Genomic DNA, 25300 nt, shown 5'->3' on the forward strand with positions numbered 1-25300 from the left:
TTCGAACAAGCTACAGCAGGAAGCCGATCCCCATCGCGATCACGCTGAGCGCCATCGCGCCGGTCGAGAGCCAGCCGAGCCAGTACAGCCATCCCCTGACCACAAAGCGGTCCATCACGTCCCGGCGGCGGGCCATGAACATCAGCAGCACCATCACGGGCACCGCGAGCACGCCGTTGACAACCGCACTCCAGTACAGCGCCGCGATCGGATCGATCGGCGTGAAGTTGAGCGCAATGCCGATGCCGCCCGACAGCGCCAGCACCGAATAGAACGCGATCGCCTCCTTCGGCCTGCGCGTCAGCCCAACCCGCCATCGCCGGCCCTCGCCGACCGCATAAGCCGTCGCACCCGCGAGCACCGGAATCGCCAGAAGGCCGGTGCCGACGATGCCGAGCGCGAAGATCACCTCGGCAAACGGCCCGGCGATCGGGCGCAGCGCCTCGGCGGCCTGCGCCGAGGTCTGGATGTCGGTCTTGCCGGTGGCGTGCAGCGATGCGGCGGTGGTGACGATGATCGACAATGCGATCAGGTTCGAAAACGCCATGCCGGTGATGGTATCGGCGCGGATGCGCGAGAATTCGTGCTGGGCGCCGTAATGCCGTTCGATCAGCGGATGCTTGGTGGCGTCGACCCGCTGCTCCTCCGCCTCTTGCGAGGCCTGCCAGAAGAACAGATAGGGCGAGATCGTGGTGCCGAGGATCGCAACGATGGTCGTGAAATAGTCGGCGCTCCAACTGATGCGCGGCAGCAGCACGCCGGCCAGGGCCTCCATCCACGACACCTTGGCAAAGGCGAGCGCCGCGACATAGGCGAACAGGCTGAGCGTCAGCCATTTCAGTATCGTGACGTAGCGCCGGTAGTTCATGAAGATCTGCGCGGCCACCGAGGTCACGCCGAACAGCACCACATAGAGAATGGCCGGACCGCCGATCAGAAGCTTTGTGGCATCGGCCATGGCCGAGAGGTCGGCCGCGATATTGATGGTGTTGGCCATCGACAGCAGCGTCACCACGACGGCGAGCAGCCAGCCTGGATAATGCCGGCATACATTGCCCGCGATGCCATGCCCGGTGACGCGGCCGACCCGCGCCGAGATCTCCTGGATCGCGCTCATCAGCGGAAACGTCAGCAGCATGGTCCAGCCAATGCCGTAGCCGAGTTGCGCGCCGGCCTGGCTGTAGGTGCCGATCCCCGAAGGGTCGTCGTCGGAAGCGCCGGTGATCAGCCCGGGTCCGAGCGTCTTCAGGACACGGCTGAAACTGAACGGCTGGCGCCGAGGCTTCGCCGCCGGCGCATCGTCATGTTTGTCGAGTGGTGGGATCGTCCCTTGCCGCGTCATGTCCGGTTCCAGCCGTCTGACAACGAGCCGGATACCGGCAAGGTTCCTGAGGCAAACCTACGGCTCGATGACCGTGGCGACGCCGGGCTCGAGGATGCGCAGACGGCGGCCGAAGCCGAGCGTATCGAAGCTCGCGCGCAGGTCGTTCGCGCTTTGCCGGAAATGCGCCCAGCCGTCGGTATGAACCGGCACGATCACCGCGTCCGCAAAGGCGTGCGCGGTTTCGATCGCGTCATTGGTGTCCATGGTGAGATGGAAGGGGCCGCGGGTTTGCGCCGCGCCTGCGAACGGCAGCACCACGCCGCAGTCGAAGCGCCGCGCGACCTCGGCGACGCCGTCGAACCAGGTGGTGTCGCCGCTGACATAGACCGGACGGCCCGGTTTTGCCGGCTGCACAACGAAGCCGATGACGTCGCCGGACAATGGCTCGATCCCGGCCGGTCCGTGCCGCGCCGGCGTCGCGGTGATGGTGAGGGTCCGGCCGCCCTTCTGCAACTCGGTCGAGGCCCAGGGCGCAAAGCCCTCGGCGTTGCCGCCAAGCCGCCTGGCGCCGGCCTCCGTCGTCAGCACGCGCTTCACGCCTTTAAGGAAATCCCGGCCGGAATGGTCGAGATTGTCGGAATGCTGGTCGTGGCTCAGCAGCACCGCATCGATCGCGCCGACATCGCACACGCCGAGCGCGGGACCCGTCAGCTTCTCCAGTTTCACATGCGGCAATTGATACTCGCCGGGCGCATCGAAGGTCGGATCGGTGAGCAGGCGGAACCCGTCGATCTCGATCAGGGCGGTGGGGCCTCCGATCAGCGTGATGGTGATGCTCACGTCATACTCCTGTTGGCCGCGGCGGCTGCGGGGCGGGTCACCAGGTAAATGCCGAGCGCCACCGGAACGATCCCGAGCAGGTCGCGAAATTCGACATGCTCGCCGAGCACGAAATAGGCGAACAGCATGCCGAGCGGCGGCATCAGGAAGTGATAGGCGCTTGCGGCGGTCGCACCACACACTTTCAGGAGATGAAACCAGAGCAGATAGGCGAGGATCGAGCCGCCGAGCACGAGGAAGGCGAAGGCGCCGGCAAGCCGCATGCTGGGCACGATGTCGCTGACACTGGAGAGTATGAAGGCGAACGGCATCACCGCAAGACCGCCGGCCATGTTCTGGATGCCGTTGCCGATCCACAGGCTGCCCTTCGGTGCCAGCAGCTTGAACAGCACGGTGCCGGCGACGATCGAGGCGAGCGAGGCCAGCGTGAACAAGATGCCATGCGGGCTGTCCGATCCGACCGATATGCGATGCCAGACGATGAAGGCGACGCCGACGATGCCGAGCACGAGACCAATCACCTTGCGCGAGGTCATGCTCTCACCGAGGAACAGCGCTGCCAGCATGGCGGTGAACACCGGATTGGCCGAGACGATCAGCGCGCCAAGTCCGGCGGAGACCGTCTTCAGGCCGGTATAGCCGAGGCCGAGATAGAGCGCGTTGTTGGCGACGCCGAGCACGGCGAACACCGCCGCATCGCGCCAGGTGAGATCCCATTGGTCGCGGCGCAGCCAGGAGATGGCGAGGATCAAGACCCCGGCGAGCGAAAACCGCGCGGCGAGCAGGATCAGCGGCGGGCAGTCGGTGACGCCGATTTTGCCGGCCACGAACGCGTAGCTCCAGAGCAGGCAGAACAGGGCAATCAGCAGCGGCAGGGTGTTGAAGCGGGCGCGGGAGGCGGCCATCGAGGTAGCGGCGGACATGGGCGAATTCTCCTTCGGCCATGATCTAGGCCCGCGCCTTGATATTTGGAAATTAAATGATAGACTGGCATGCAGTGGATTTATAAATGGAGACTGCGATGCTCGACCTGGAGCTGTTGCGCAGTTTCGTCTCGGTGGTCGATGCCGGCGGCTTCACCCGCGCCGGAGAGCGCGTCCACCGCACGCAGTCGACGGTGAGCCAGCAGATCAAGCGCCTGGAGGAGGATGTCGGCCAGCCGCTGCTGATCCGCAGCGGCAAGGACGTCACCCCGACGGAAGCCGGCGAGCGGCTGTTGACCTATGCGCGGCGGCTATTGTCGCTCGCCGAAGAGGCCCGCGACGTGCTCTCGCGGCCCGGCAGCGAAGGCGCGATCCGGATTGGCATCACCGAGGATTTTGCCGCCTACAGGCTGACAAAGCTGCTCGCCACCTTCGCGCGCAGCCATCCGAATCTGCGGCTCGACGTGCGCTCCGGGCAGAGCTTGTTCCTGTACCGCGATCTCGAACGCGGCGATCTCGATCTGGCGCTGATCAAGCGCGCCGCCAATGAGAAGGGCGGCATCGCGGTCTGGCCTGAACGCGTGCACTGGGTCACCAGCAAGGGCCACCCGCGCGATACGACGGCCGGCTCGGTTCCGCTGATCGGTTTCGCCTCGGGCTGTCTCTACCGCGCCCGCGCCATCCATGCGCTGGAGAGCGCCGGCCGCAACTGGCATATGGCCTACACCTCCTCCAGCCTCGCCGGCATCCAGGCCGCGGTCGCCGCGGGCCTCGGGCTCAGCATCCTGTCGGAAATGTCGATCCAGGCGGAGCATCGCGTGCTGACCGCAAAGGACGGCTTTGCGCCGATCGACCGCACCGAGGTCGCCCTCGTCGCCGCCCCCGAAGCCAGCCCGGCGACACTCCGGCTGGCGGACAGGCTCGCGGAGTATTGCGAAAGCGTGCAGGCGAAGGCGGCTTAGGTCGAGGTCGCGCAACAATCTCTGCTGTCGTCCCTGCGAAACACGAAAGCAGGGACCCATAACCACCGCATGCAGTAGTGATGCCGCGCTGGGCCACAGCTTTGCGCAATCTCGAAGAGCGGTGGTTATGGGTCCCGGGTCGCGCGGAGCCTGTCATCGGGCGGCGCTTCGCGCCGACCCGTTGGCTTGCCCGGGACGACACTGAGTCTGTGGCAGGCGCCCGCGATCCTCAATAACACCGCGACGCGACGAACGCGTGGACGCGGTTGTCGCCGAGCACATGGGCCATGAAGCCGGGCGATCCGAAGATCCGTGTGAACGCGCCATCGCGGATGCTCAGGCCGCCGGTGTAGGCGCCGAACGCCGGCATCACCGCGCGCTCGCCGTCACAGGCGAAGCAGCGGCGCTCGATCGAGCGGCCGCGGGTCGGCACCCGCGCCTTGGGGTGCAGGTGTCCGGCGATCTCGCCGGCGGCGCCGGTCGGCTCATGGCGGAACACGATCGGACCGATCGCGACTTCGGTCGCGACCACGCCGCCGAGATCGGACGGCAGCGCCGGATCGTGATTGCCCGAGATCCAGATCCAGTTGCGCCGCAGCTGCAACGCCGCGAGCGCCTCGCGGTCCGGATTGGACAGGCGTTCATGCGCATCGCGATCGTGAAAGCTGTCGCCGAGCGCGATCACCTGCCGCGGATCGTGCCGCGCGATGACAGCGGCGAGCCGGCTCAGTGTCGCGACCGTGTCGTAGGGCGGCAGCAGCACGCCGCGGCTGGCGAAGCTCGAGCCTTTTTCCAGATGCAGGTCGGAGACCACGAGCAGGCTCTGCTGTTCCCAGAACAGCGCGCCGGAGAAATCCGCCACGAAGCCGACATCTGCCACCGTGACCCTCGAAACGCGCATGTCGTCACCGTCTCGCAAAGCTAGCGCGCTTGCCGTCACGTCCTGTTCCCCAGAGTACCAGCGTTACGTCGTCGCCTCCCGCACGAGTTCCTCGGCCGCCTCGGCCAGAAGCTCGTCGGATGCTTCGCCATAAACTGACTCGCGGCCGATTTCCAGCAGCGCGGGGACGGCAAGCGGAGAAACGTGGTCGAGATCCTTGTGGGTGATTCGGCCGTGGATGCGCGAAAGCATGTCGCTGAGGCGGCGAAGATCGAGCAGCCCCGTGGCGGCATCGCCGCGCGCGGCACGCAGCAGCACGTGATCGGCCTGATGTTTTCGCAAAACGTCATAGATCAGGTCGGTCGAGAACAGCACCTGGCGGCGCGACTTCTCCTCGTCGGTGAAGCGGCGCGCGATCAGCCCGGAGATGATGGCGCAGTTGCGGAAGGTGCGCTTCATCAGCGCCGATTCCGCAAGCCACGCCTCGAGGTCATCGCCGAGCATGTCGGGATCGAACAGCGCGTTGAGATCGAGCTTGCCGTGCCGGATCATGAAGGAGAGATCGCCGACGCCCCAGACCGCAAGCGCATACTCGTTGGCGACGAAGCCGAGCGGACGGGCGCGGGCGCGCTCCAGCCGGCGGGTCAGCAGCATGCCGAGCGTCTGATGCGCGAGCCGGCCCTCGAAGGGATAGCAGACCAGATAATGGCTGCCGCCGCGCGGAAAGGTCTCGACCAATAGCTCGCGCACCGCCGGCACACGCGAGAATTTTCGCTGCAGCGACAGCCAGTCGTGCACCTGGTCCGGCAGCGCGTTCCAGGCCCGGCTGTTGTCGAGCAGCTTGCGGACGCGTTCGGCGAGATAGGTCGAGAGTGGGAACTTGCCGCCCATATAGGACGGCACTTTTGCATCTTTATCATTGGTGCGGGAGACATAGACCTGGTCTTCAACCAAGGCCTCGTAGCGCACCACCTCACCGCCAAAGACAAAAGTGTCGCCGGGCACGAGGCCCTCGATGAAGACCTCCTCGATCTCGCCGAGCATCCGGCCGCCGCGCGCGATCGCGCCGGTCGATCCGCTACCGCCGGCGCGCGAGCGCACCAGCCGCACCTTCAGCATGGTCTCCTCGACAATGGTGCCGACGTTGAGACGATAGCTCTGCCGCACCTTGGGATTGGTGACGCGCCAGCGGCCCTGCTTGTCCTGCTTGATGCGCGCGAAACGCTCATAGGTCTTCAGTGCGTAGCCGCCGGTGGCGACGAAATCGACGACATCGTCGAAATCGGTGCGTGCGAGCGATGCATAGGGCGCTGCGGTCCGGACCTCATCATAGAGTTCATCGGACAGAAACGGCTTGCCGCAGGCGCAGCCGAGCACGTGCTGGGCCAGCACGTCGAGCGCGCCCGAGCGCAGCGGCGGCGTGTCCTGCGCATTCTCGGCGATCGCGTCGATCGCGACACGGCATTCCAGCACCTCGAAGCGGTTGGCCGGCACCAGCACGGCGCGCGAGGCCTCGTCGAAGCGGTGGTTGGCGCGGCCGATCCGCTGCATCAGCCGCGACGAACCTTTCGGCGCGCCGATATTGATGACGAGATCGACATCGCCCCAGTCGACACCGAGATCGAGCGAGGAGGTGCAGACCACGCCGCGCAGTTTTCCCGCGGCCATCGCGTCCTCGACCTTGCGGCGCTGCGCGACGTCGAGCGAGCCGTGATGCAACGCGATCGCCAGCCCGTCGTCATTCATGCGCCAGAGATCCTGGAACAGCATCTCGGCCTGGCTGCGGGTGTTGACGAACACCAGCGTGGTCTTGTTGCGCTTGATCAGTTCGTAGACCTCGGGCAGCGCATGGCGCGCGCTGTGGCCGGACCACGGCAGCCGCTCCCTGGTGTCGAGCATCTCGACCACCGGCGGTGCGGCGCCGCCGGCGGTGACGACGTCGGCGGATGCATTCTGGCCACCGGGCTGCGGCACCAGGAAGCGCGCGAGCTGCTCCGGCTCGGCGACCGTCGCCGAGAGGCCGATGGCGCGGATCTGCGGCGCGATGGTCCAGAGCCGCGCAAGTCCGAGCGACAATAGATCGCCGCGCTTGGAGGTGACGAGCGCATGCAGCTCGTCGAGCACGATGCGCTTCAGCGAAGAGAACAGGAACGGCGCGTCGTCGGATGCCAGCAGCAGCGCCAGCTGCTCCGGCGTGGTGAGCAGGATGTCCGGCGGATAGCGCCGCTGCCGCTGCCGCCGCGACACCGGCGTGTCGCCGGTGCGGGTCTCGATCCTGATCGGCAGCCCCATCTCGGCGACCGGCGTCTCCAGATTGCGCGCGATATCGACCGCGAGCGCTTTCAGCGGCGAGATGTAAAGCGTGTGCAGCCCGCCGCTGCGGCGAACACCGCGGCCGGTGGAGATAAGGGCTGGGCGAACCGTCTTCGATTCAATTTCGTCGCTTGCGAGATCGTCGGGCTCCCTCCCCCTGAAAGGGGGAGGGTTGGGGTGGGGGTCAGCCGCTCGCTCCGTGCCCGCGGCTGACCCCCACCCGTCGCGCTCGGTTGCGCTAGTGCGCCCCCGAGCGTGCCGACCTCCCCCTTTCAGGGAGAGGTAAGAGTTCTTGCCCTGCCCCTCTCCACTCAACTCCACCAGTGTCGGCAAGAACCCCGCCAGCGTCTTGCCCGCTCCGGTGGGCGCGATCAGCAGCGCGGAGCACTGCTCGCGCGCTTTCGCCAGCAGCGCGAGCTGATGCTCGCGCGGCGACCAGCCGCGTGAGGCGAACCAGTCGCGAAACCGGCGCGGCAGGAGATCGGCCGTTTCCGACGGCGGAACGGAGAAGAGATCGAGCGTCGACACGCCCAAGAGGTAGGTGGTTCAGGCGGTTTCGTCGAGGGCGGAGCGGGAATGGCGGCAGGTGGCAGGACCACCAGCGCGCTCCGTGCGCTGCGAAGCGCCTGGATGTCACCTCGCCCCGCCTGCGGGGAGAGGCATAGGCCGCCCTTGGCGGCCGTTCAAAGAAACGCCGAAGCGAAGCTTCGGCTATGTCGCATCGCCAGATGCGATCCGGGTGAGGGGGTACAGGTCTTACAACTCGCACCGCCTCGCGGAGGGAAGCCCCTCACCCCGCCCTCTCCCCGCAAGAGCGGGGCGAGGGAGACGAGAGAGCGGAGCTTACCCAACTACTCCGTCATTGGCTGGCCGGAGAGGTCCCAATCCTTGCCGTTGAAGATCGAGACGTAGAGCGTCTTCATCGGCGTGTAGTCGTCGGGCGTGTAGCTGTAATTGATGCCATCAAGGAAATAGGGCGAGTGGAAGCCGGCGAGCGTCGTGGCGTGCTTCAGCACGTTGGCGCGGGTCAGGTCGTCGCCGCAGCGGCGCAGGATTTCGCCCATCGTCGCCGCCTGGCCGTAGCCGGCGAAGGCGATGGTGTTATCGGGGTCGATGTTCGGCAGGTACTTCTTGCGCAGCTCCTCGAACGCGATCACGTCCGGATCCTTCTCGTAGCGCGGCACGCCGACTTCCTTGTTATAGCGGATCGCGACGATGTCCTTGGCGTTCTCGAGGCCCGCGGCGCTCAGGATCGAGCGACCGGTCGAGCCCGCCGACAGCAATTGCAGCGGCTTCCAGCCGAGCTCGGTCACCTTGCGGATCGACTGCGACGTCGCCTTGCCGGTGGTGATGTTGTAGAAGACGTCGGCGCCCGACTTCGAGAGATTGATGAGCTGCGAATCGACCGTCGGATCGGTGAGATCGTAGGTCTGCTCCATGATCACCTGTGCCTTGCCGCCGGCATCGGCCAGCACCTTCTTGAACGGCCCGAGGAAGTCGCGGCCGAAATCATCGTTCTGGTAGAGGATGCCGACCTTGGCGTTCGGCTTCACGCTGACGACGTGCTTGGCGAGAACGCGTGCCTCGGTCGGATAGAGCGGCAGGCCCGCCATGGTCCATTTGAAATTCTTCGGGTCGTTCCACTTCGAGGCACCGGTGTTGAGCAACAACTGCGGCACGCCCTTGGAATTGAGGTATTTGTGCACGGAGGTCTGCGGCGCGGTGCCGAGCGAGCCATACAGCGCCAGCACCTCCTCCTGCTCGACCAGACGGCGCGTCGCCTCGACGCATTTCGGCGCGCTGTAGGCGTCGTCCATGGTGAGAAATTTCACCTTGCGGCCGTTGATGCCGCCCTTGTCGTTCAGCATCTGGAAATAGGCTTCGCCGACGCGGCCGAGCACACCATAGAGCGAGCCGGGGCCGGAATGCGGCACGGTCTGGCCGAGCTTGATCTCGGTGTCGCTCGCACCCGGATCGTACTTCTTGTCGGCGGCCCGCAAAAAAGGTGCGGGCAGCACGGACGCGGCGATCACGGACAATGCAGTGGCGCCGAACTCGCGCCGTGTATGTTTTTTCATTATTTCTCTCCCTGAGACGAAAAGCTCTCTCGCATTCCGCCCTGCGCCGGGCAAGCGCGAAGTCATGACTTTGCGGCGCAATGCCGCGTCGCGGCAAATGCGTAGCGTGTAGACTCAAGTTTGGGTGCGTAACGTGAATGACTTTTCCCTTCTCCCCTTGTGGGAGAAGGTGGCTCGCATCGAAGATGCGAGCCGGATGAGGGGTCTCTATCCGCGGAGGCAGACCCCTCACCCAGCTTCGCTGCGCGAAGCGACCCTCTCCCACAGGGGGAGAGGGTGCGTCACGGCTTGACCGCGACGGCGACGAGTCCGGGTGCCGGGATATTGTCTTCATTGCGCGCCGAGAGATCGTCGAGCTGGGCCAGCGTCAGCCCCGCGGCAGCGACGGAGTCGCGCACGTAAGCTGCACTGTGGGCGTAGCGCAGTCCCTCGCCGATGATGACGCCTTCGCCGTCATGGGTCTCGGCCGTGAAGGCGAGCACGCCGCCCGCCACCAGGACGCGGCTGGCCTCGGCGAGCACCGGCGCGAGATCGGCGACATAGACCATTGCATCGGCGGCCAGGATCAATTCGGCGCTGGCCTCGCGTTTGGCCGAAACGGCCTTCAACATGTCGTCGACCTCGAGCTCGGCATAGAGGCCGGTGGCGCGCGCCTTGTCGATCATGCGCGGCGACAGGTCGATGCCGATGAAGCGATCGACATGCCGGGCGAATGCGCCGGCCGCCAGCCCGGTGCCGCAGCCGAGATCGATCGCACGCTTGAAGAAGGCCGGTTTCTTTGCGCCCGCACGCACCGACAGCACCGCCTTGAACAGCAGTGCCGGGCCGCGATAGCCGAGATCGCCGACCAGCGCGGCCTCGAAGCGCGGCGCATATTGATCGAACAGCGTCTGCACATAGCCCGGCGGCATCGAACTGACGGCCTCGACGCCGAGCTGCATCAGGTGAAGGCCGGCGCCATGCCGGTCTTCGGGATCGGCGTCGCGCGCGCCGCGGAACGCTGCGATCGCGGCCTCGCGCTGACCGAGCTCCAGGCGGATCTTGCCCAGCGTGTACCAGGCCGACGGGAATTTCGGCACAAGCTCGATCGCCTGTTCGAGCAGCTCGGCGGCAGCCGGCAGATCGCCCTTCAATTGCAGGTCGCGCGCGAACTCGTAGCGGCGGTCGGCGACGAGATCGCCGGAGGACAGAAACAGGCGGGGGGCCATTCGCTTTAAAGAACCAATCTCGGCCGGGTCCGGCCATCCATCAAAGCACGGACTTTTTCCGGAGATGGATGCACGGGTCAAGCCCGCGGATCCGGCTAAACATCGCGGATCGAGCGCCTATATAGGGGCGATGCGCCCGCAAGACATCCTGATGCCCGTCCCGGCCGGGCTTTGCTGCAAGCCCGGCGGCTTCCACATCGATCCTGTCAGGCCGGTCGAGCGGGCACTGATCACCCATGGCCATTCCGACCATGCGCGGGCGGGCCACGGCGTCGTGCTCGCGACCCAGGAAACGCTCGACATGATGCGGCTGCGCTATGGCGAGAATTTCGCCGGCTCGACGCAGGCGATCGCCTATGGCGAGGAGATCAGGCTCGGCGACGTCACGGTGACGTTTCATCCCGCCGGTCACGTATTGGGCTCCGCCCAGATTTCCGTCACCTGCAAGGACATCCGCATCGTCGCCTCCGGCGACTACAAGGATGCGCGCGACCCGACCTGCGCGCCGTTCGAGCTGGTCCCCTGCGACGTCTTCATATCAGAGGCGACGTTTGGATTGCCGGTGTTCCGCCATGGCGATGCCGCCGGCGAAGTAAACAAGCTGCTGGCGTCGGTCAAACTGTTTCCGGAGCGCGCGCATCTGGTCGGCGCCTACTCGCTCGGCAAGGCACAGCGCGTGATCGCGCTGCTGCGCGAGGCCGGTTACGACGCACCGATCTATCTGCACGGCGCGATGGAGAAGATCACCTATTACTATCAGGAGCGCGGCATTGCGCTCGGCGAGCTCCGGCCCGCGCGCGGCATGAAGAAGGCCGAGCTCGCCGGCACCATCACGCTGACGCCGCCGAGCGCGACATCCGATGTCTGGACGCGCCGCTTTCCCGATCCAGTCACCGCATTCGCCTCGGGCTGGATGCGCGTGCGCGCCCGGGCCCGCCAGGGCGGCGTCGAGCTGCCGCTGGTGATCTCGGATCATGCCGATTGGGACGGGCTGACGGCGACGATCGCCGCCACTGGCGCCGGCGAGATCTGGGTCACCCACGGCCAGGAAGATGCGCTGGTGCATTGGTGCAAGACCAGGGGCCTTGCCGCGCGACCGCTCGATCTGGTCGGCTATGGCGACGAGGACGAAGGCGAGACGACCGCACTGACCGGCGAGACCCAGCCCGCCGGCGAGGCGGAAACATGAACCGCTTTGCCGAGCTGCTCGACCGCCTCGCCTACGAGCCCGGCCGCAACAACAAGATCAAGCTGCTGGTCGCCTATTTCCGCGAGACCGAGGACCCCGACCGCGGCTACGCGCTGGCGGCACTGACCGGCGCGCTGTCGTTCAAGCACGCCAAGCCCGGCCTGATCCGCGACCTGATCACCGAACGCGCCGACCCGGTGCTGTTCGGCTACTCCTATGATTACGTCGGCGATCTTTCGGAAACAGTCGCGCTGATGTGGCCGAGGGCGGAGCTGCCGGGCCATAACAACCCGCCTCCTCCCACCCTCACCGACGTCGTCACCACGTTGCGCACGCTCGGCAAGGCCGAGCTGCCGGCGCAGCTGGCGCGCTGGCTGGATGAGCTCGACGAGACCGGGCGCTGGGCGCTCTTGAAACTCGTCACCGGCGCGATGCGGATCGGGATCTCGGCGCGGCTGGCGAAGACCGCGGCGGCGGCGCTCGGGACCAAGGACCCGCACGAGATCGAGCTGCTGTGGCCCGGCCTGTCGCCGCCCTATCTCGACCTGTTCGCCTGGCTCGAGGGCCGCGGCGACAAACCGGTCAACCGCGCCCCTGCGCCGTTCCGCCCGGTGATGCTGGCGCACGCGATCGAGGATGGCGATTTCGCCAATCTCGACGCCGCCGATTTCAGCGCGGAATGGAAATGGGACGGCATCCGGGTGCAGGCGGTGTCCGGCCGCGATGCGCGCGGCCACGTCCAGGCGCGGCTCTATTCACGCACCGGCGAGGATATCACCGGCAGCTTTCCGGATCTGGTGCCGTCGCTGCATCTGCCCGGCGCGATCGACGGCGAGTTGCTGGTGCTGCGCGACGGCCGCGTGCAGACCTTCAACGTGTTGCAACAGCGGCTGAACCGCAAGGTCGTTTCGCCGAAGCTGATCAAGGAATTTCCGATCCACCTGCGCGCCTACGACCTGCTCGGCGACGACGAGAACGATTTGCGCGAGCTGCCCTTCACCGAACGCCGCGCGCATCTCGAAGCCTTCGTCGCCAAGCTGAATGATCCGCGCATCGATCTGTCGCCGACCGTCCCGTTCGCGAGCTGGGACGAGCTGGCCGCGGCGCGTGCCGATCCCAAGAGCGCCGGCGCCGGCGACGATGCCGACGCGGTCGAAGGCGTGATGCTGAAACGGCGCGACGCGCCCTATCTGCCCGGACGGCCGAAAGGTCCGTGGTGGAAGTGGAAGCGCGATCCGCACATCATCGACGCCGTGCTGATGTATGCCCAGCGCGGCCATGGCAAGCGCTCCTCCTATTACTCCGACTATACGTTCGGGGTCTGGACCCATGGCGAGGCCGGTGACGAGCTGGTGCCGGTCGGCAAGGCCTATTTCGGCTTCACCGACGAGGAGCTGTTGCAGATCGACCGTTTCGTCCGCCGCAACACCACCGAGAAGTTCGGCCCGGTGCGGCATGTCGTGCACGAGCCGGATCAGGGGCTGGTGCTGGAGGTCGCCTTCGAGGGCTTGCAGCGCTCGCCGCGTCACAAGTCCGGCGTCGCAATGCGCTTCCCCCGGATCAGCCGCCTGCGCTGGGACAAGCCGCCGCGCGAAGCCGACCGGCTGGAGACGCTTGAACGGATGTTAATCTCCATGACAGGAAGTTAAATCCCAAGCGCGCATGACAGCCATTGATCGCGGTGCGCGGGTTTCCCATGTGCACCGCCGTGACCTATAATGCGGGCGATTCCGTTAGGCCTCGGTTCTGATGGGATCAGAATCGAGGTCTAGGTTTTGTTTTGACGCGTTTTCTTCACGCGAACCGGTGCCCACTTCGCGCGAAAACGCTATTGGAGACAGCAATGCCAAATGACATCCGGGACTTGCCGGCCGGCCGGAGTGACGGCCTGTACCGCTTTCTCGGCGGATCGCCGCTCTCTGTGGCGTTCCGGTTGATTTTGCTGTCGATTCTGGTCGGTGTCGTGCTCGCCGCGATCGGCCTCGATCCATGGAACATCCTCAACAGCATCCGCAGGCTGTTCCAGAGCATCTGGGATTTCGGCTTCGATGCGATCAACTGGGCCTGGCGCTACTTCCTGCTCGGCGCCGTCATCGTGATTCCGATCTGGCTGTTGTCGCGGCTGTTCGGCGCGCCGCGCGGCCGCTGATCTCAGGGAGTTCGCAGCCGATGCAATTGCGATTTGTCGGCTGCGGCGATGCATTCGGCTCCGGCGGCCGCTTCAACACCTGTTTCCACGTCAGCGGTGCGCGCAGCAATTTCCTGATCGATTGCGGTGCCTCATCGCTGCCGGCGATGAAGCGGCTCGAGATCGACCGCGACGCGATCGACCTGATCCTGATCACGCATTTCCATGGCGACCATTTTGCCGGCCTGCCGTTCTTCCTGCTCGACGCGCAGTTCTCCCGCCGCACCCGGCCGCTGGTGATCGCAGGGCCCGAAGGCATCGAAACGAAACTGCCTGCGGTGATGGAGGTGATGTTCGAGCATTCCTCCAAAACCAAACAACGCTTCGATCTATCCGTCGTTACGCTGGCGCCGCGCGAAACGCGCAGCTTCGGCGAGGTGACCGTGACGCCCTACCCTGTCGTGCATGGCGAGTCCGGCGGGCCGTTCCTCGCGTACCGCGTCGAGGCGGAAGGCCGCATCATCAGCTACAGCGCCGACACCGAATGGACCGACGCGCTGATCCCGGCGGCGCAGGACGCCGACCTCTTCATCGCCGAAGCCTATACCTACGACAAGATGGTCAAGAACCATCTCAGCCTGAAGACGCTGGAAGCGCATTTGCCCGCCATCAACGCCAGGCGCGTGGTGCTGACCCATATGAGCGACGACATGCTCGGCCGCATCGACGATTTGCCCTACACGGCGGCGAGCGACGGCATGGTCGTGGCGCTCTGACCAAGCAATGCCTTGCCCGCCGATCTTCCGCCATCGCATTGCTCTGAGAACAATTCCGGCATGGTCGCGCGACGGATGTCACGATAGAAACGGATATTCCTTGCAATTGTAGCCATGCACGCACCCATCCACCCGAAGATCACGACGCGTCAGGTGTTCGCCATCGCCGGCCCCGCGATGGTCGCCAACCTGACCACGCCGCTGATCGGCATCGTCTCGACCACCGCGATCGGCCGCCTCGACGCCGCCGCGCTGCTCGGCGGCGTGGCGATGGCCTCGGTGATCTTCGACTGCCTGTTCTGGCTGTTCGCCTTCCTGCGCATGAGCACGCTGGCCTTCACCGCACAGGCGCAGGGCGCCGGCGAGATCAAGGAATATGCCGCCATCCTGGTGCGCGGCTTCATCGTCGCCGGCCTGATCGGCGCGGCGCTGATCGCGCTGCAGGTGCCGCTCGCCGCGGTCACGTTCCAGCTGATGGGCGGCAGCGAAGGCGTCACGCGCGCGGCCAAAGCCTATTTCATGATCCGGATCTGGTCGGCGCCGCTGGCGCTCGCCAATTACGTCATCCTCGGCTGGCTGGTCGGCCAGGCCCGCGCCAATCTGGCGCTGGCGCTGCAGATCGTGATCAATTTGATCAACATGGCCGCGACCGTGCTGCTGGTGCAGGTCTACGGCGCCGGCATTGCCGGTGCCGCGATCGCCGCCGTGCTCGCCGAGACCGCCGGTTTCGCCGCCGGCATCGTGGTGGCGTGGCAGATCTCGCAAGGCGGCTTCGCCGTTCCCGCGGCGACGCTGTTCGACCGCGCCAAGCTGATGCGCATGCTGACGGTCAATCGCGACATCATGGTCCGCACCGCGGCGCTGATCGTCGTGTTCCTGTTCTTCACCGCCAAGGGCGCGCGCGAAGGCGACGTGACGCTGGCGGCGAATTCGGTGCTGAACAATTTCCTGCTGGTCAGCGCCTTCTTCCTCGACGGCCTCGCCAATGCCGCCCAGCAGCTGTGCGGCCGCGCCTTCGGCGCACGCGATGTACGCGGCTTTTCCGATTCGACCCGGCTGGTGCTGCTGTGGGGCATCGGCTTTGCGCTGGTCGTATCGGTGCTGTTCGCGCTGTTCGGACCGGCGCTGATCAATTTGATGACGACCAGCGACGACGTGCGCCGCTATGCGCGCGCGTTCCTGCCGTTCGTGATCCTGGCACCCCTGCCTGGCGTGTTCGCGTTCGGCTTCGACGGCATCTATGTCGGCGCGACCTGGGCGCGCGAGATGCGTAATCTGATGCTGGCCTCGCTCGCGATCTTCCTCGCCACCTGGTGGGCGCTCAGCTCGTTCGGCAACACCGGCCTGTGGATCGCGCTGCTCGGCTTCTACGTCGCGCGCGGCGGCCTGCAGGGCCTGCGCTATCCGGCGCTGCTGCGGAAGACGTTCAAGACGGCGTAAGTCCGTAGCCCGGATGGAGCGAAGCGCAATCCGGGCTACGAAGTTCTCTTCCCCTTCCCCCTGAAAGGGGGAAGGTCGGGATGGGGGTCAGCCACAGGCGACGCAGCTCATGGAGAGAGCTGATCCCCACCCGCTTTGCTCTGGCGAGCAAAGCGACCTCCCCTTTTCAAGGGGAGGTTAGGGCGCAGCCGGATTTCGCTTCATCCGGGCTACCCGCACCTACCTCACCGGCCACTCCTCGGCTGTAATCGTCGCCGCATCGGCGCCGACGATTTCCGACAGCGAGTCGCGGCCGGTGCGCAGCAGGGTCGAGGACAGATCGCGCTTGATGTCGTCGACGAGGCCAAGGCCCTTGTAGACCAGCGAGGAATAGAGCTGGATCAGGCTGGCCCCGGCACGGATCTTGGTCAGTGCGGCGCCGCCGCTATCGATGCCGCCGACGCCGATCAGCGGAAACGCGCCTTCGACACGGACATAGGTCTCGGCCACCATCCGCGTCGACAGCCGGAACAGCGGACGGCCCGACAGGCCGCCCTGCTCCTTGGCGCGATTCTCCTCGCGCAAGGTCGAGGGCCGCGCCAGCGTGGTGTTGGCGACGATCATGCCGTCGACGCGGCGCGAGCGGGCGATGTGCACGACGTCGTCGAGCTCGGCGAGGCTGAGGTCGGGCGCGATCTTGAGCAGGACCGGCGAATCGCCGGCGTTCTTGCGCACGCGCTCGCGGGTATCGATGACCCGCGCCAGCAGATCGTCGAGCGCCGCCGATTGCTGCAGATTGCGCAGGCCGGGCGTGTTCGGCGAGGAGACATTGACGGTGAAATAGCTCGCGACCGGCGCAAACGTCTCGATCAGCTTCACATAATCGGCTGCGCGGTCGGGCGAATCCTTGTTGGCCCCGACATTGACCCCGACAATGCCGCCGGCGCTGGCGCGCGCGGCGAGCCGCCGCAGCACGGCCTCCGCACCGTCATTGTTGAAGCCCATGCGGTTGATGACGGCCTCGTCGCGCTCCAGGCGAAACAGCCGCGGCCGCGGGTTGCCGCCTTGCGGCTTCGGCGTCACCGAGCCGATCTCGACAAAGCCGAAGCCGAGCCGCAGCAGCGCGTCGGGCGCCTCCGCACTCTTGTCGAAACCCGCCGCCATGCCGATCGGGTTTGGAAAGTTGAGTCCGAAGGCGCGCACCGCGAGCTTGGGGTCATCCGGCCGCTGCCGGATCGGCGGCAGCAGCTTCAGGCCCTGGATCGCCATGCGATGGGCATCCTCGGGATCGAACCAACGCAGCAGCGGCAGCGAGAAGGCGTCGAAGGCACGGATCACGGCTTGAGCTCCGGAACGTCGTGGCCACCGTCGGAGCGCGCGCGCAGGTCGAGGATCTCGGTGACGGCGCCTAGGTCGAGCTCGCCATAGAGATGCGGGAACAGCTCGTCATTGCGCGACCGCTCCCAGCGCAGGGCATCGCCCAGCGCATCGGCATCGACGGCGACCAGGAACAGGCCGGTTTGCCCGTGGTAGTGCTTGCGCGCGGTCTCGGCCACCTGGGAGGCGGTGGAAAAATGGATGAAGCCGTCGCGTTTGTCGTCGGCACTGCCCCGGTACACGCCCTGCCGTTCGGCCTCGCGCCAGGCCGAAGCGGGGGTGATTTTGTAGATCATCGGCACGGGCCGGCCTTCCCTTTTGTCCTTGAGTCCCTTGGGGTTTTATCCGGATTTGAGGGGAAATGCCCCAGACGCCATCTGGCGAGCGAGGGACCGTATCGGCGGCGGCGGCGCAACTCAAGCGGTGCCGGGACACATCGGCCGACAGATTTGCGAAAACGCCAAGTTTCAGGCAATAATTCCTACCATCCGGGATACCCTCGATGGCCAAACAGCCCAAAGCCACCCGACCGCTGACCCACGCGCAGGTCTGGGCCGCGCTCGACCGGCTCGCCGAACGCGCCGGGCTGTCGCCGTCGGGCCTTGCCAAGCAGTCCGGACTCGACCCCACCACCTTCAACAAATCCAAGCGCGTGACCGGCGACGGGCGCGAGCGCTGGCCCTCGACCGAATCGCTCTCCAAGGCGCTGGCCGCGAGCAATGCCAGCATGGAGACCTTCGTGCAGTTGCTCGGCGATGGCGCGCGCGGCGGACAGTCGGTGCCGCTGATCGGCTTCGCGCAGGCCGGCGCCGGCGGCTATTTCGACGACAGCGGCTTTCCCGCCGGCAAGGGCTGGGATGAAGTGGCGCTACCGGCGACATCAGACGAACACGCCTATGCGCTGGAGATCGAGGGCGACTCGATGAAACCGGCCTATCGCGAAGGTGACATCATCGTGGTGTCACCCGCGACCGCGATCCGCCGCGGCGACCGCGTGGTGGTGCGCACGACCGGCGGCGAGGTGATGGTGAAAGAATTGAGACGCCGCACCGCCAAGATGCTGGAACTGGCGTCGCTCAATCCGGAGCACCCCGACCGCATGCTCGATGCCGAGGAAGTCGCGTGGATCGCACGCGTGGTGTGGGCGAGCCAGTAGCCGGCTAAACCAGTAGCCACATAACCGATGTCGTCCCGGCGAAAGCCGGGACCCATAGCCACCGAAGATCATTGCTACACCACGCTGGGGCCGCAGCGCGCTTCCACAACGCGACCCTGTGGTAATGGGTCCCGGGCTTTCGCCGGGACGACGGCGGAGGTTAGAGCGCCATCCAAGCCCCTTACGTCGCGTAGTCCGGTTCCTTGCGATCCAGCATCCGCTTCAGCGCATCGAAATGCCGCTGCGCCGGGGACGGGCCGTTGTAGAGATGGTCGTCGCGGAAATCGCGCTTGGTCTTCTCCACCACATGCTGCGGCAATTGCTTGAGCGGCTGCTGCGTCCACATCGCGTAGATCTGCACCTGCGCGGCGCGTTCGATGTAATAGAGCCGGTCATAGGCATCGGCGACCGTCTCGCCGACGGTCGAGATGCCATGATTGGCCATGAACAGGATGGTCTTGTTGCCGATCACCTTGGCGAGCCGCGCGCCTTCCTCGGGATCGAGCGCGGGGCCGGTGTAGAGATCGTCATAGGCAATCGCCTCCGACAGCCCGACCTCGGTCTGGCCGATCTCCTTGATCCGCGGATCCTCGAGCCGCGTCAGCGCGCTCGCATAGGGCATGTGGGTGTGGAACACCGCCTTGGCCTGCGGCAGCGCCTTGTGGATCGGCGCATGGATGCAATAGCAGGAGCGCTCGACCTCACCCTCGCCGCGCTTCACCTCGGCATCGTCGATGCCGACCTCCATGAAGGAGGATGCTGTCACTTCCGACCAGTGCATGCCGAACGGGATCTGGTAGTAGCGGTCGGTGCGGCCGGGCACCACCAAGGTGAGATGGTTGAAAATACCTTCCGAAAAGCCGTGGATGTAGGCGAGCCGATGCGCCGCCGCGAGATCGACCCGCGCCTGCCATTCCTCGGCGCTCGAATTGTCCTGCAGCGATGTCGGCGAAACCCTGAACTGCATGCGCATGCTCCCGTCTGTGCCGGCCTCTCGGCGGAGGCCGTGCTGATTTTATGGATGCGAGTGTAGCGCAATCCGGCGCCAGGCTCCGGTGAAATTGCCGATGGCCTGCTATCCGAATTTTGCGGGCTTGGCGTCATTATGTGATGATGCGCTGCGAAGACGGCGGATCGGCGGCTTCGTTGGCTGCGGCGGAAAGCCACATGAGCGGCCTGACTTTCCAACCCAACGCAACCCACTCCGCAAAGCCCAGAGTTACGCAATGACAGGACCATCCGACCGCAAGACCATCGCCATCGTCGGTCTCGGCAGCATCGGCGGCATCATCGCCGGCCTGCTGCGCGCGGTCGACAAGCATGACGTGATCGCCTGTGTCCGGCGGCCGCTCGATCGGCTCACGGTCGAGCGGGCGGAAGGCACGGTGGAAGTGCCGCTGCGCGCCCTCACCGATCCGGCAGCGGCTACGCCGGTCGACTGGGTGTTGTTGTCGACCAAGGCGCAGGACACGGAATCGAGCGCGCCCTGGCTGCAAAGGCTGTGCGGGCCGCGGACGCGCGTCGCGGTGCTGCAGAATGGCATCGGCCACGCGGAGCGGCTGGCGTCATTGGTCGGCGCCGCCACGGTCGTTCCGACCATCGTCTATTACAACGGCGAGCGGCTGGCGCCGGATCGCGTCCGTTTCCGCCGCGCCGGCGAGCATGAATTCGCGGTTGCCGATGACACAGACGGACGCGCGTTCGAAGCGCTGCTGGATGGCACGGCGATGCGCGTGCGGCGCTCCGCCGATTTCACCACGCTGGCGTGGCGCAAGCTTCTGCTCAATGCGGTCGCCAATCCGATCACCGCGCTCACCTTGCAGCGGCAGGCGGTGTTCCGCCGCGCGGACGTCAAGGCGCTGTGCCGCGCCATCCTCGAGGAGGCCGCGAATGTCGGCCGCGCCGACGGCGCCCAGCTCGCGCCCGACGAGGCCGAGCTGATGCTGGCGACGTTGTTGACCTATCCGCCAGACGCCGGCACCTCGATGTATTTCGATCGTGTCGCGGGACGCCCGTTCGAAGCCGATGCTCTCACCGGCGCGATCGTCGCGGCCGGCGAACGGCACGGCGTGCCGACGCCGCTCAACGGCCTGCTGCTGACGCTGCTGCGCGCCACCAGCGACGGCCTGCGCGACGCGGCGCAGGCCGAGCGGCGATGAGCGCCGCGATCCCTACGACGACCGCGCCAGCGCGCCGTCGATCATGTTGACCGCGTTCTGCACGCCGTAGACCGCGACGAAGGAGCCGAAGCGCGGGCCCTTCTCCTGGCCGAGCAGCACCTGGTAGAGCATGTTGAACCAGTCGAGCGAGACGCCGGGACGGCCGTCCTTGCCCTTCTTGACCATGTCGAGGAACGGCTCGCGGCGGCCGATCTCATAGACCACGTTCTGGATGTCTTCCGCGGTCGCGTCCGCCGGCATGTTGGCGAGCGCATCGCGCAGATCCTGCAGCGCGGCGCGCTCTCCGTCGGTCGGCTCGCGGAACTGCTTGGTCGGCGCCACGAAGTCGCGATAGTAGTTGATGGCATAACCGACCATCGCATCTAACTTCGGATGAGTCTGCGGCGTCACGCCCGGCCGGTAGCGGCCGATGAAGCCCCACAGCGTCTCGGCATTCTCCGCGTTCGACGACGACACCAGCGTCAGCAGCAGCTGGAAGGTGACCGGCATGTCGGCCTGCGGCAGCTTGCCGGAATGGATGTGCCAGACCGGATTCTGCAGCTGCTGCCGCGCTTCCTGCCGCGTGAAGCCGTCGAGGAATTGCTGGTAGTCGTCGACATTGCGCGGGATGACGTCGAAATAGAGCCGCTTCGCCGCCTTGGGCTCGCGATACATGAACAGCGACAGCGATTCCGGCGAGGCGTAGCGCAGCCACTCGTCGATGGTCAGGCCGTTGCCCTTCGACTTCGAGATCTTCTGGCCCTTCTCGTCGAGGAACAGTTCGTAGTTGAAACCTTCCGGCGGCGTGCCGCCGAGCGCCGAGCAGATCTTGCCCGACAGCTTCACCGAGTCGATCAGGTCCTTGCCGGCCATTTCATAGTCGACGCCGAGCGCGTACCAGCGCATCGCCCAGTCCGGCTTCCATTGCAGCTTGCAGCGGCCGCCGGTGACAGGAACCGTGACGGTCTCCTTGGTATCGGGGTCTTCATACGAGATCGTGCCGGCCTTGGCGTCATGCGCCGTCACCGGCACGTAGAGCACAAGGCCGGTGCGCGGACAGATCGGCAGGAACGGCGAGTAGCTTGCCGCCCGCTCCTCGCGCAGCGACGGCAGCATGATCGCCATCACCTTCTCGATCCGCTCCAGCATGCGCAGCAGCGCGGCATCGAAGCGGCCGGAGGTGTAGTACTCGGTCGAGCTCGCGAACTCGTAGTCGAAGCCGAACTGGTCGAGAAAGGCGCGCAGCCGCGCATTGTTGTGCTGGCCGAAGCTCGGATGGGTACCGAACGGATCGGGCACCTTGGTCAGCGGCTTGCCGAGATGCTGCTCCAGCAGCTCCTTGTTCGGCACGTTGTCCGGCACCTTGCGCAGGCCGTCCATGTCGTCGGAGAAGGCGAGCAGGCGCGTCTTGATCTTGTCCTCGGTGAGCACGCGGAAAGCGTGGCGCACCATCGTGGTGCGCGCGACCTCGCCGAACGTGCCGATATGCGGCAGGCCCGACGGGCCGTAGCCGGTCTCGAACAGCACCTCGTCCTTGGGATTTTTCTTCAACCGCGCCACAATCGCTTTCGCCTGCTCGAACGGCCAGGCGTTGGATTGTTCGGCGAGCGCCCGCAGGTCGCTCGGGCTGGCAGAAGGATCAATCACGGACATTCCTCAGGTTCTCTCCAAAAAGGCCGCGAAAACTAACGCTTTCGCGGCAAAATGCAAAACGACGCTCCCTCGCCCCGCTCTTGCGGGGAGAGGGTTGGGGTGAGGGGCTCCATCCGCGTAACCGGCAAGAGAGGAATTCGCGGTGGGTCCCCCTCACCCGGAATTCAAGCTGCGCTTGAATTCCGACCTCTCCCCGCAAGCGGGGCGAGGTGAAGAGCACAGCATCAGAACGGGCTGACCGAGAAATAGCGCAGCCACAGATCGGTGAAGCGGCCTTTTTCCCAGATCCGGAACAGCGCCCAGTTCAGCGACTGCCGGAGCAGATCGTTGCCCTTGCGGACGGCGATGCCGACGCCCTCGCCGAAATAGCGGCTCTCGACAAAGGGGCCGCCGGCAAAGGCGCAGCATTCGGCGGAATCGGTGCCGTTGATCCAGAACGCGAGCGAGATCGCATCGCCGAAGATGAAGTCGACCTCGCCGCGGCGCAGCGCCGCGCGCAGCGTGTCGTTATCCGGATAGGAGTGGATTTCGGCGTCGGTGAACATCGCCTTGAGGTAGGCCTCGTGCGAGGTCCCGGCGATGACGCCGACCTTCTTGCCCTCGAGATATTCCGGGCGGATTTCCGGCATCGCGTTGTCACGGCGCGACACGAAGCGGGCCGGCGCGCGATAATAGGGATCGGTGAAATCGACCTTGGCGCGCAGCTGCGGCGTCACGGCCATCGACGCGATGATGGCGTCGCCCCGGTTGGTCGCCAGGGCATCGATCAGGGTCTCGAAGCGGCGCATCTGGATGGTGCAGGTGACCTTGATCTCGTCGCAGAGCGCGCGCGCCAGGTCGACGTTGAAACCGGCCGGATTGCCGTCGGGACCGGTGAAATTGAACGGCGGATAGTCGGTCTCGGTCAGAAAGCGGATCACGGTGAGGCGCGACAGGTCCGGGCGGTCCGGCCGGCGCCGCGGGTCCCAGAAACCCGGCACCGCCTGCGGCGCGGCCTCGGCGGCGGCCTTGGGCGGCAGGGTCGGGGCCGCCTGGGTTGCCGCGGGGGCCGCAGGCGCTGCCTGCGGTGCAGCCGGCGCCGAAGGTGTCGCTTGTGCGGGGGCCGCCTTGGTGGGCGGAGCCGGAGCAGGAGCCGTCTTGGCTGCCGGCGCCTGTGCGGGGGGTGTCTGTGCAATTGCAGGGTACGCCAAGGCCAGCAAGGCAGCCGCGATCATGCCCGCGGCCAGGCGAAGCTGGCGCGAACGGACGGCAAAGGGCTGGACAGGCGGATTTGGCATAACCGGCAATTTCAGGAAATTGAACGGCTTATAGCCGAATCGGCGCCTGAAGCGAGCGCCGATTGGGTTAATTCTGAACCGGAAATCGCGATCAGAGGTACCGTTTGAGATCGGCCGCCGCCTCTTCCGGCGTCCGTTTCAGATTGAACGGCGCGACGAAATGACCGTCGCGGTCCATCAGATAGATCAGCGCGGTGTGGTCCATCGTGTAGTCGCCATCCTTCAGCGGCACTTTCTTGGCGTAGACACGATAGCTCGACAGCACCTTGGCGATCGCGGCGGGATCGCCGGTCAGGCCCTTGAGGTGCGGATCGAAGCTCGACAGGTAATCCTTCATCGCGGTGGCGGTGTCGCGTTCCGGATCGACCGAGACGAAATAGGCATTCACGCGATCGGCGTCCTTGCCCATCGCCTTCAGGACCTCCGAGATCTCGAACAACGAGGTCGGGCAGATATCCGGGCAATGGGTGAATCCGAAGAAGATCAGGGTCGGCTTGCCCTGGAGGTTCTTGTCGGTAACGGTCTGGCCGGACTGGTCGGTGAGCTGGAACGATCCGCCGATCGCGGCCGGCGCGGCAACGGTGCGCAAGCCGCCGATCGCCCACAGCATGAGGAACAAGCCGACCGCCAGACTGCCCGCGAAGGCAGCGAAGATCACCAATGGGCGCGTGGTCCGGGGCATGATGCGAGGGCGTCCTTGTCAGAAGCAGGCGGAGATGCCGGCCGTGATCATTTCGAAAAACACCGCGGTCCCGTAGTGGAACCAGAGCGCGGCAGCGGCAAGCAGGGCCAATCCGCCGATACCGGCCGCACCCCACAGGATCGCAGACGCCACCCGGGTCTGTGGAGCCGTTACGAGCTCGGATCGGGTGGAGATCGGCTGAACCATGAGGCTGAGATAAGCCGGGTTCCGGCAGGCAGCAAGCGCAATGGCGGTCGCAGGCCGTCAAATGATGGCGAGCGATTCCGGTGCCGGCGCGTTCATGCCCCGGCGTCTGCCGAGGCCAATGGCCGACGAGGGTCAAACAGAGAAGCAGCCGGAGCTTAGTGCGCGGGCTTCGGCGCCGAGGCCTGGGCGTTGAGGTAGCACGGCTTGTACAGCGCCTGCAGTTGCTTGCCGCGCAGGAAGATCATGCGCCGGGTCAGGCCACCACGCCCCGAAATCCATCTGCGTACCGCCGGCGGATACATCAGGTACAGCATGTGGGTGGCTTCGGGATTGGGGACCGGGCGGCCATTATCGCCGTAGTCCCAGGCTGCGTGGAAGCCGAGGCTGGCGTGCGAGGTCACACAAATCCGGTCGTGAGGAACCTTGCCGAGCACGATCGTGCAGGCCGAGGCACACAGCCCGTCGATGATGACCGTCTCGCCTGAAGTCCGCAGGTCCTGATACCTGTCGACATAGACGCCGATCTTGCCGCCGCGATCGTCGGCGATCCTGACTACAGCTTGAGACACCCCCATTCCCGCCAGCAGGAGAACCGCAGCGAGCAACCCCGTCATCAACTTCATTTTGGCCAGCCCCAGTCGAAACCGAATCTGTTTGGTCTGTGATGCAAGACAATCGTGAGCGTGTTGCGCGCGCGGATTTTTGTCCAGACGAGCGAAGCCGGTCAAAACAAATTCAAATTGGGTGTT

The 25300-nt window shown here is 65.8% G+C and carries 23 protein-coding genes; 8 read left to right on the top strand and 15 right to left on the bottom strand.

Annotated elements, in window-relative coordinates:
* Positions 1-10: 10 nt before the first annotated feature.
* Genes J2R78_RS13150 through J2R78_RS13160 form a run of 3 tightly spaced genes read right to left on the bottom strand, consistent with a single transcriptional unit; the run spans position 11 to position 3087 of the window.
* On the bottom strand, positions 11-1342 hold the full coding sequence (locus J2R78_RS13150) for an NRAMP family divalent metal transporter (RefSeq protein WP_253604784.1): 1332 nt from the start codon (positions 1340-1342) through the stop codon (positions 11-13).
* A gap of 57 nt (positions 1343-1399) precedes the next feature.
* Entirely contained in the window at positions 1400-2164 is a 765-nt protein-coding gene (locus J2R78_RS13155; RefSeq protein ID WP_253604786.1) for an MBL fold metallo-hydrolase, read from the bottom strand.
* A complete protein-coding gene (locus tag J2R78_RS13160) occupies positions 2161-3087 on the bottom strand; it encodes a DMT family transporter (protein ID WP_253604788.1) in 927 nt (308 codons plus the stop codon). The genes J2R78_RS13155 and J2R78_RS13160 overlap by 4 nt, the downstream gene beginning before the upstream one ends.
* A 98-nt stretch (positions 3088-3185) precedes the next feature.
* On the opposite strand from J2R78_RS13160, the gene J2R78_RS13165 reads away from it, so the two are divergent.
* Positions 3186-4049, top strand: coding sequence for a LysR family transcriptional regulator (locus tag J2R78_RS13165; protein WP_253604790.1), 864 nt, complete (start codon positions 3186-3188; stop codon positions 4047-4049).
* A 229-nt stretch (positions 4050-4278) separates the two neighbouring features.
* Here the strand turns inward: J2R78_RS13165 and pdeM are convergent, their stop codons facing one another.
* The 4 genes from pdeM to J2R78_RS13185 form a co-directional block, all read right to left on the bottom strand.
* Complete coding sequence (gene pdeM, locus J2R78_RS13170; protein ID WP_253604792.1) at positions 4279-4950, bottom strand: ligase-associated DNA damage response endonuclease PdeM; 672 nt, start codon at positions 4948-4950, stop codon at positions 4279-4281.
* A 63-nt stretch (positions 4951-5013) separates the two neighbouring features.
* On the bottom strand, positions 5014-7770 hold the full coding sequence (locus J2R78_RS13175) for a ligase-associated DNA damage response DEXH box helicase (RefSeq protein ID WP_253609815.1): 2757 nt from the start codon (positions 7768-7770) through the stop codon (positions 5014-5016).
* Between the two features lie 323 nt (positions 7771-8093).
* A complete protein-coding gene (locus J2R78_RS13180) occupies positions 8094-9320 on the bottom strand; it encodes an ABC transporter substrate-binding protein (RefSeq protein WP_253604794.1) in 1227 nt (408 codons plus the stop codon).
* Positions 9321-9601: 281 nt separating this feature from the next.
* Positions 9602-10528: a class I SAM-dependent methyltransferase gene (locus tag J2R78_RS13185; protein WP_253604796.1), complete on the bottom strand. Its 927-nt coding sequence runs from the start codon at positions 10526-10528 to the stop codon at positions 9602-9604.
* 130 nt (positions 10529-10658) lie between these two features.
* Here J2R78_RS13185 and J2R78_RS13190 point away from each other — a divergent pair, with 130 nt between their 5' ends.
* The 5 genes from J2R78_RS13190 (at position 10659) to J2R78_RS13210 (ending at position 16061) form a co-directional block, all read left to right on the top strand.
* Positions 10659-11717, top strand: a complete 1059-nt coding sequence (locus tag J2R78_RS13190) for a ligase-associated DNA damage response exonuclease (RefSeq protein WP_253609816.1) — start codon at positions 10659-10661, stop codon at positions 11715-11717.
* On the top strand, positions 11714-13366 hold the full coding sequence (locus J2R78_RS13195) for a cisplatin damage response ATP-dependent DNA ligase (protein WP_253604798.1): 1653 nt from the start codon (positions 11714-11716) through the stop codon (positions 13364-13366). The genes J2R78_RS13190 and J2R78_RS13195 overlap by 4 nt, the downstream gene beginning before the upstream one ends.
* Before the next feature lie 194 nt (positions 13367-13560).
* A complete protein-coding gene (locus J2R78_RS13200; RefSeq protein WP_028334595.1) occupies positions 13561-13866 on the top strand; it encodes a DUF6460 domain-containing protein in 306 nt (101 codons plus the stop codon).
* A gap of 20 nt (positions 13867-13886) precedes the next feature.
* Positions 13887-14621 (top strand): MBL fold metallo-hydrolase, encoded by a 735-nt coding sequence (locus J2R78_RS13205; protein WP_225160954.1) that lies wholly within the window; start codon positions 13887-13889, stop codon positions 14619-14621.
* A gap of 114 nt (positions 14622-14735) precedes the next feature.
* Complete coding sequence (locus tag J2R78_RS13210) at positions 14736-16061, top strand: MATE family efflux transporter (RefSeq protein WP_253604800.1); 1326 nt, start codon at positions 14736-14738, stop codon at positions 16059-16061.
* 219 nt (positions 16062-16280) lie between these two features.
* Here the strand turns inward: J2R78_RS13210 and J2R78_RS13215 are convergent, their stop codons facing one another.
* Positions 16281-17378, bottom strand: a complete 1098-nt coding sequence (locus J2R78_RS13215) for a quinone-dependent dihydroorotate dehydrogenase (protein WP_076832406.1) — start codon at positions 17376-17378, stop codon at positions 16281-16283.
* A complete protein-coding gene (locus J2R78_RS13220; protein ID WP_028334591.1) occupies positions 17375-17719 on the bottom strand; it encodes a DUF952 domain-containing protein in 345 nt (114 codons plus the stop codon). Before J2R78_RS13220 ends, J2R78_RS13215 begins: the two co-directional genes overlap by 4 nt.
* Before the next feature lie 200 nt (positions 17720-17919).
* Here J2R78_RS13220 and J2R78_RS13225 point away from each other — a divergent pair, with 200 nt between their 5' ends.
* Complete coding sequence (locus tag J2R78_RS13225; protein ID WP_016844853.1) at positions 17920-18573, top strand: helix-turn-helix transcriptional regulator; 654 nt, start codon at positions 17920-17922, stop codon at positions 18571-18573.
* Positions 18574-18754: 181 nt separating this feature from the next.
* Here the strand turns inward: J2R78_RS13225 and J2R78_RS13230 are convergent, their stop codons facing one another.
* Positions 18755-19540 (bottom strand): class II aldolase/adducin family protein, encoded by a 786-nt coding sequence (locus J2R78_RS13230; protein WP_253604801.1) that lies wholly within the window; start codon positions 19538-19540, stop codon positions 18755-18757.
* Between the two features lie 259 nt (positions 19541-19799).
* Between J2R78_RS13230 and J2R78_RS13235 the strand changes: the two genes are divergently transcribed.
* Positions 19800-20732 (top strand): 2-dehydropantoate 2-reductase, encoded by a 933-nt coding sequence (locus tag J2R78_RS13235; RefSeq protein ID WP_076832414.1) that lies wholly within the window; start codon positions 19800-19802, stop codon positions 20730-20732.
* Positions 20733-20744: 12 nt separating this feature from the next.
* Here the strand turns inward: J2R78_RS13235 and J2R78_RS13240 are convergent, their stop codons facing one another.
* From J2R78_RS13240 to J2R78_RS13260, 5 genes are all read right to left on the bottom strand, one after another.
* The gene (locus J2R78_RS13240) at positions 20745-22385 is read right to left on the bottom strand and encodes a lysine--tRNA ligase (RefSeq protein ID WP_253604803.1); all 1641 of its coding nucleotides are present in this window, start codon (positions 22383-22385) and stop codon (positions 20745-20747) included.
* A gap of 224 nt (positions 22386-22609) precedes the next feature.
* The gene (locus J2R78_RS13245; protein WP_375167029.1) at positions 22610-23599 is read right to left on the bottom strand and encodes a transporter substrate-binding domain-containing protein; all 990 of its coding nucleotides are present in this window, start codon (positions 23597-23599) and stop codon (positions 22610-22612) included.
* Between the two features lie 154 nt (positions 23600-23753).
* Positions 23754-24344: an SCO family protein gene (locus J2R78_RS13250; protein ID WP_028339030.1), complete on the bottom strand. Its 591-nt coding sequence runs from the start codon at positions 24342-24344 to the stop codon at positions 23754-23756.
* 18 nt (positions 24345-24362) lie between these two features.
* Positions 24363-24497, bottom strand: coding sequence for a hypothetical protein (locus J2R78_RS13255; RefSeq protein WP_276486903.1), 135 nt, complete (start codon positions 24495-24497; stop codon positions 24363-24365).
* Between the two features lie 209 nt (positions 24498-24706).
* A complete protein-coding gene (locus J2R78_RS13260; protein WP_057016040.1) occupies positions 24707-25174 on the bottom strand; it encodes a hypothetical protein in 468 nt (155 codons plus the stop codon).
* Positions 25175-25300: the final 126 nt, after the last annotated feature.

It is taken from the genome of Bradyrhizobium sp. USDA 4538, from assembly GCF_024171045.1.
GTDB classification, from domain to species: Bacteria; Pseudomonadota; Alphaproteobacteria; order Rhizobiales; family Xanthobacteraceae; genus Bradyrhizobium; species Bradyrhizobium australafricanum.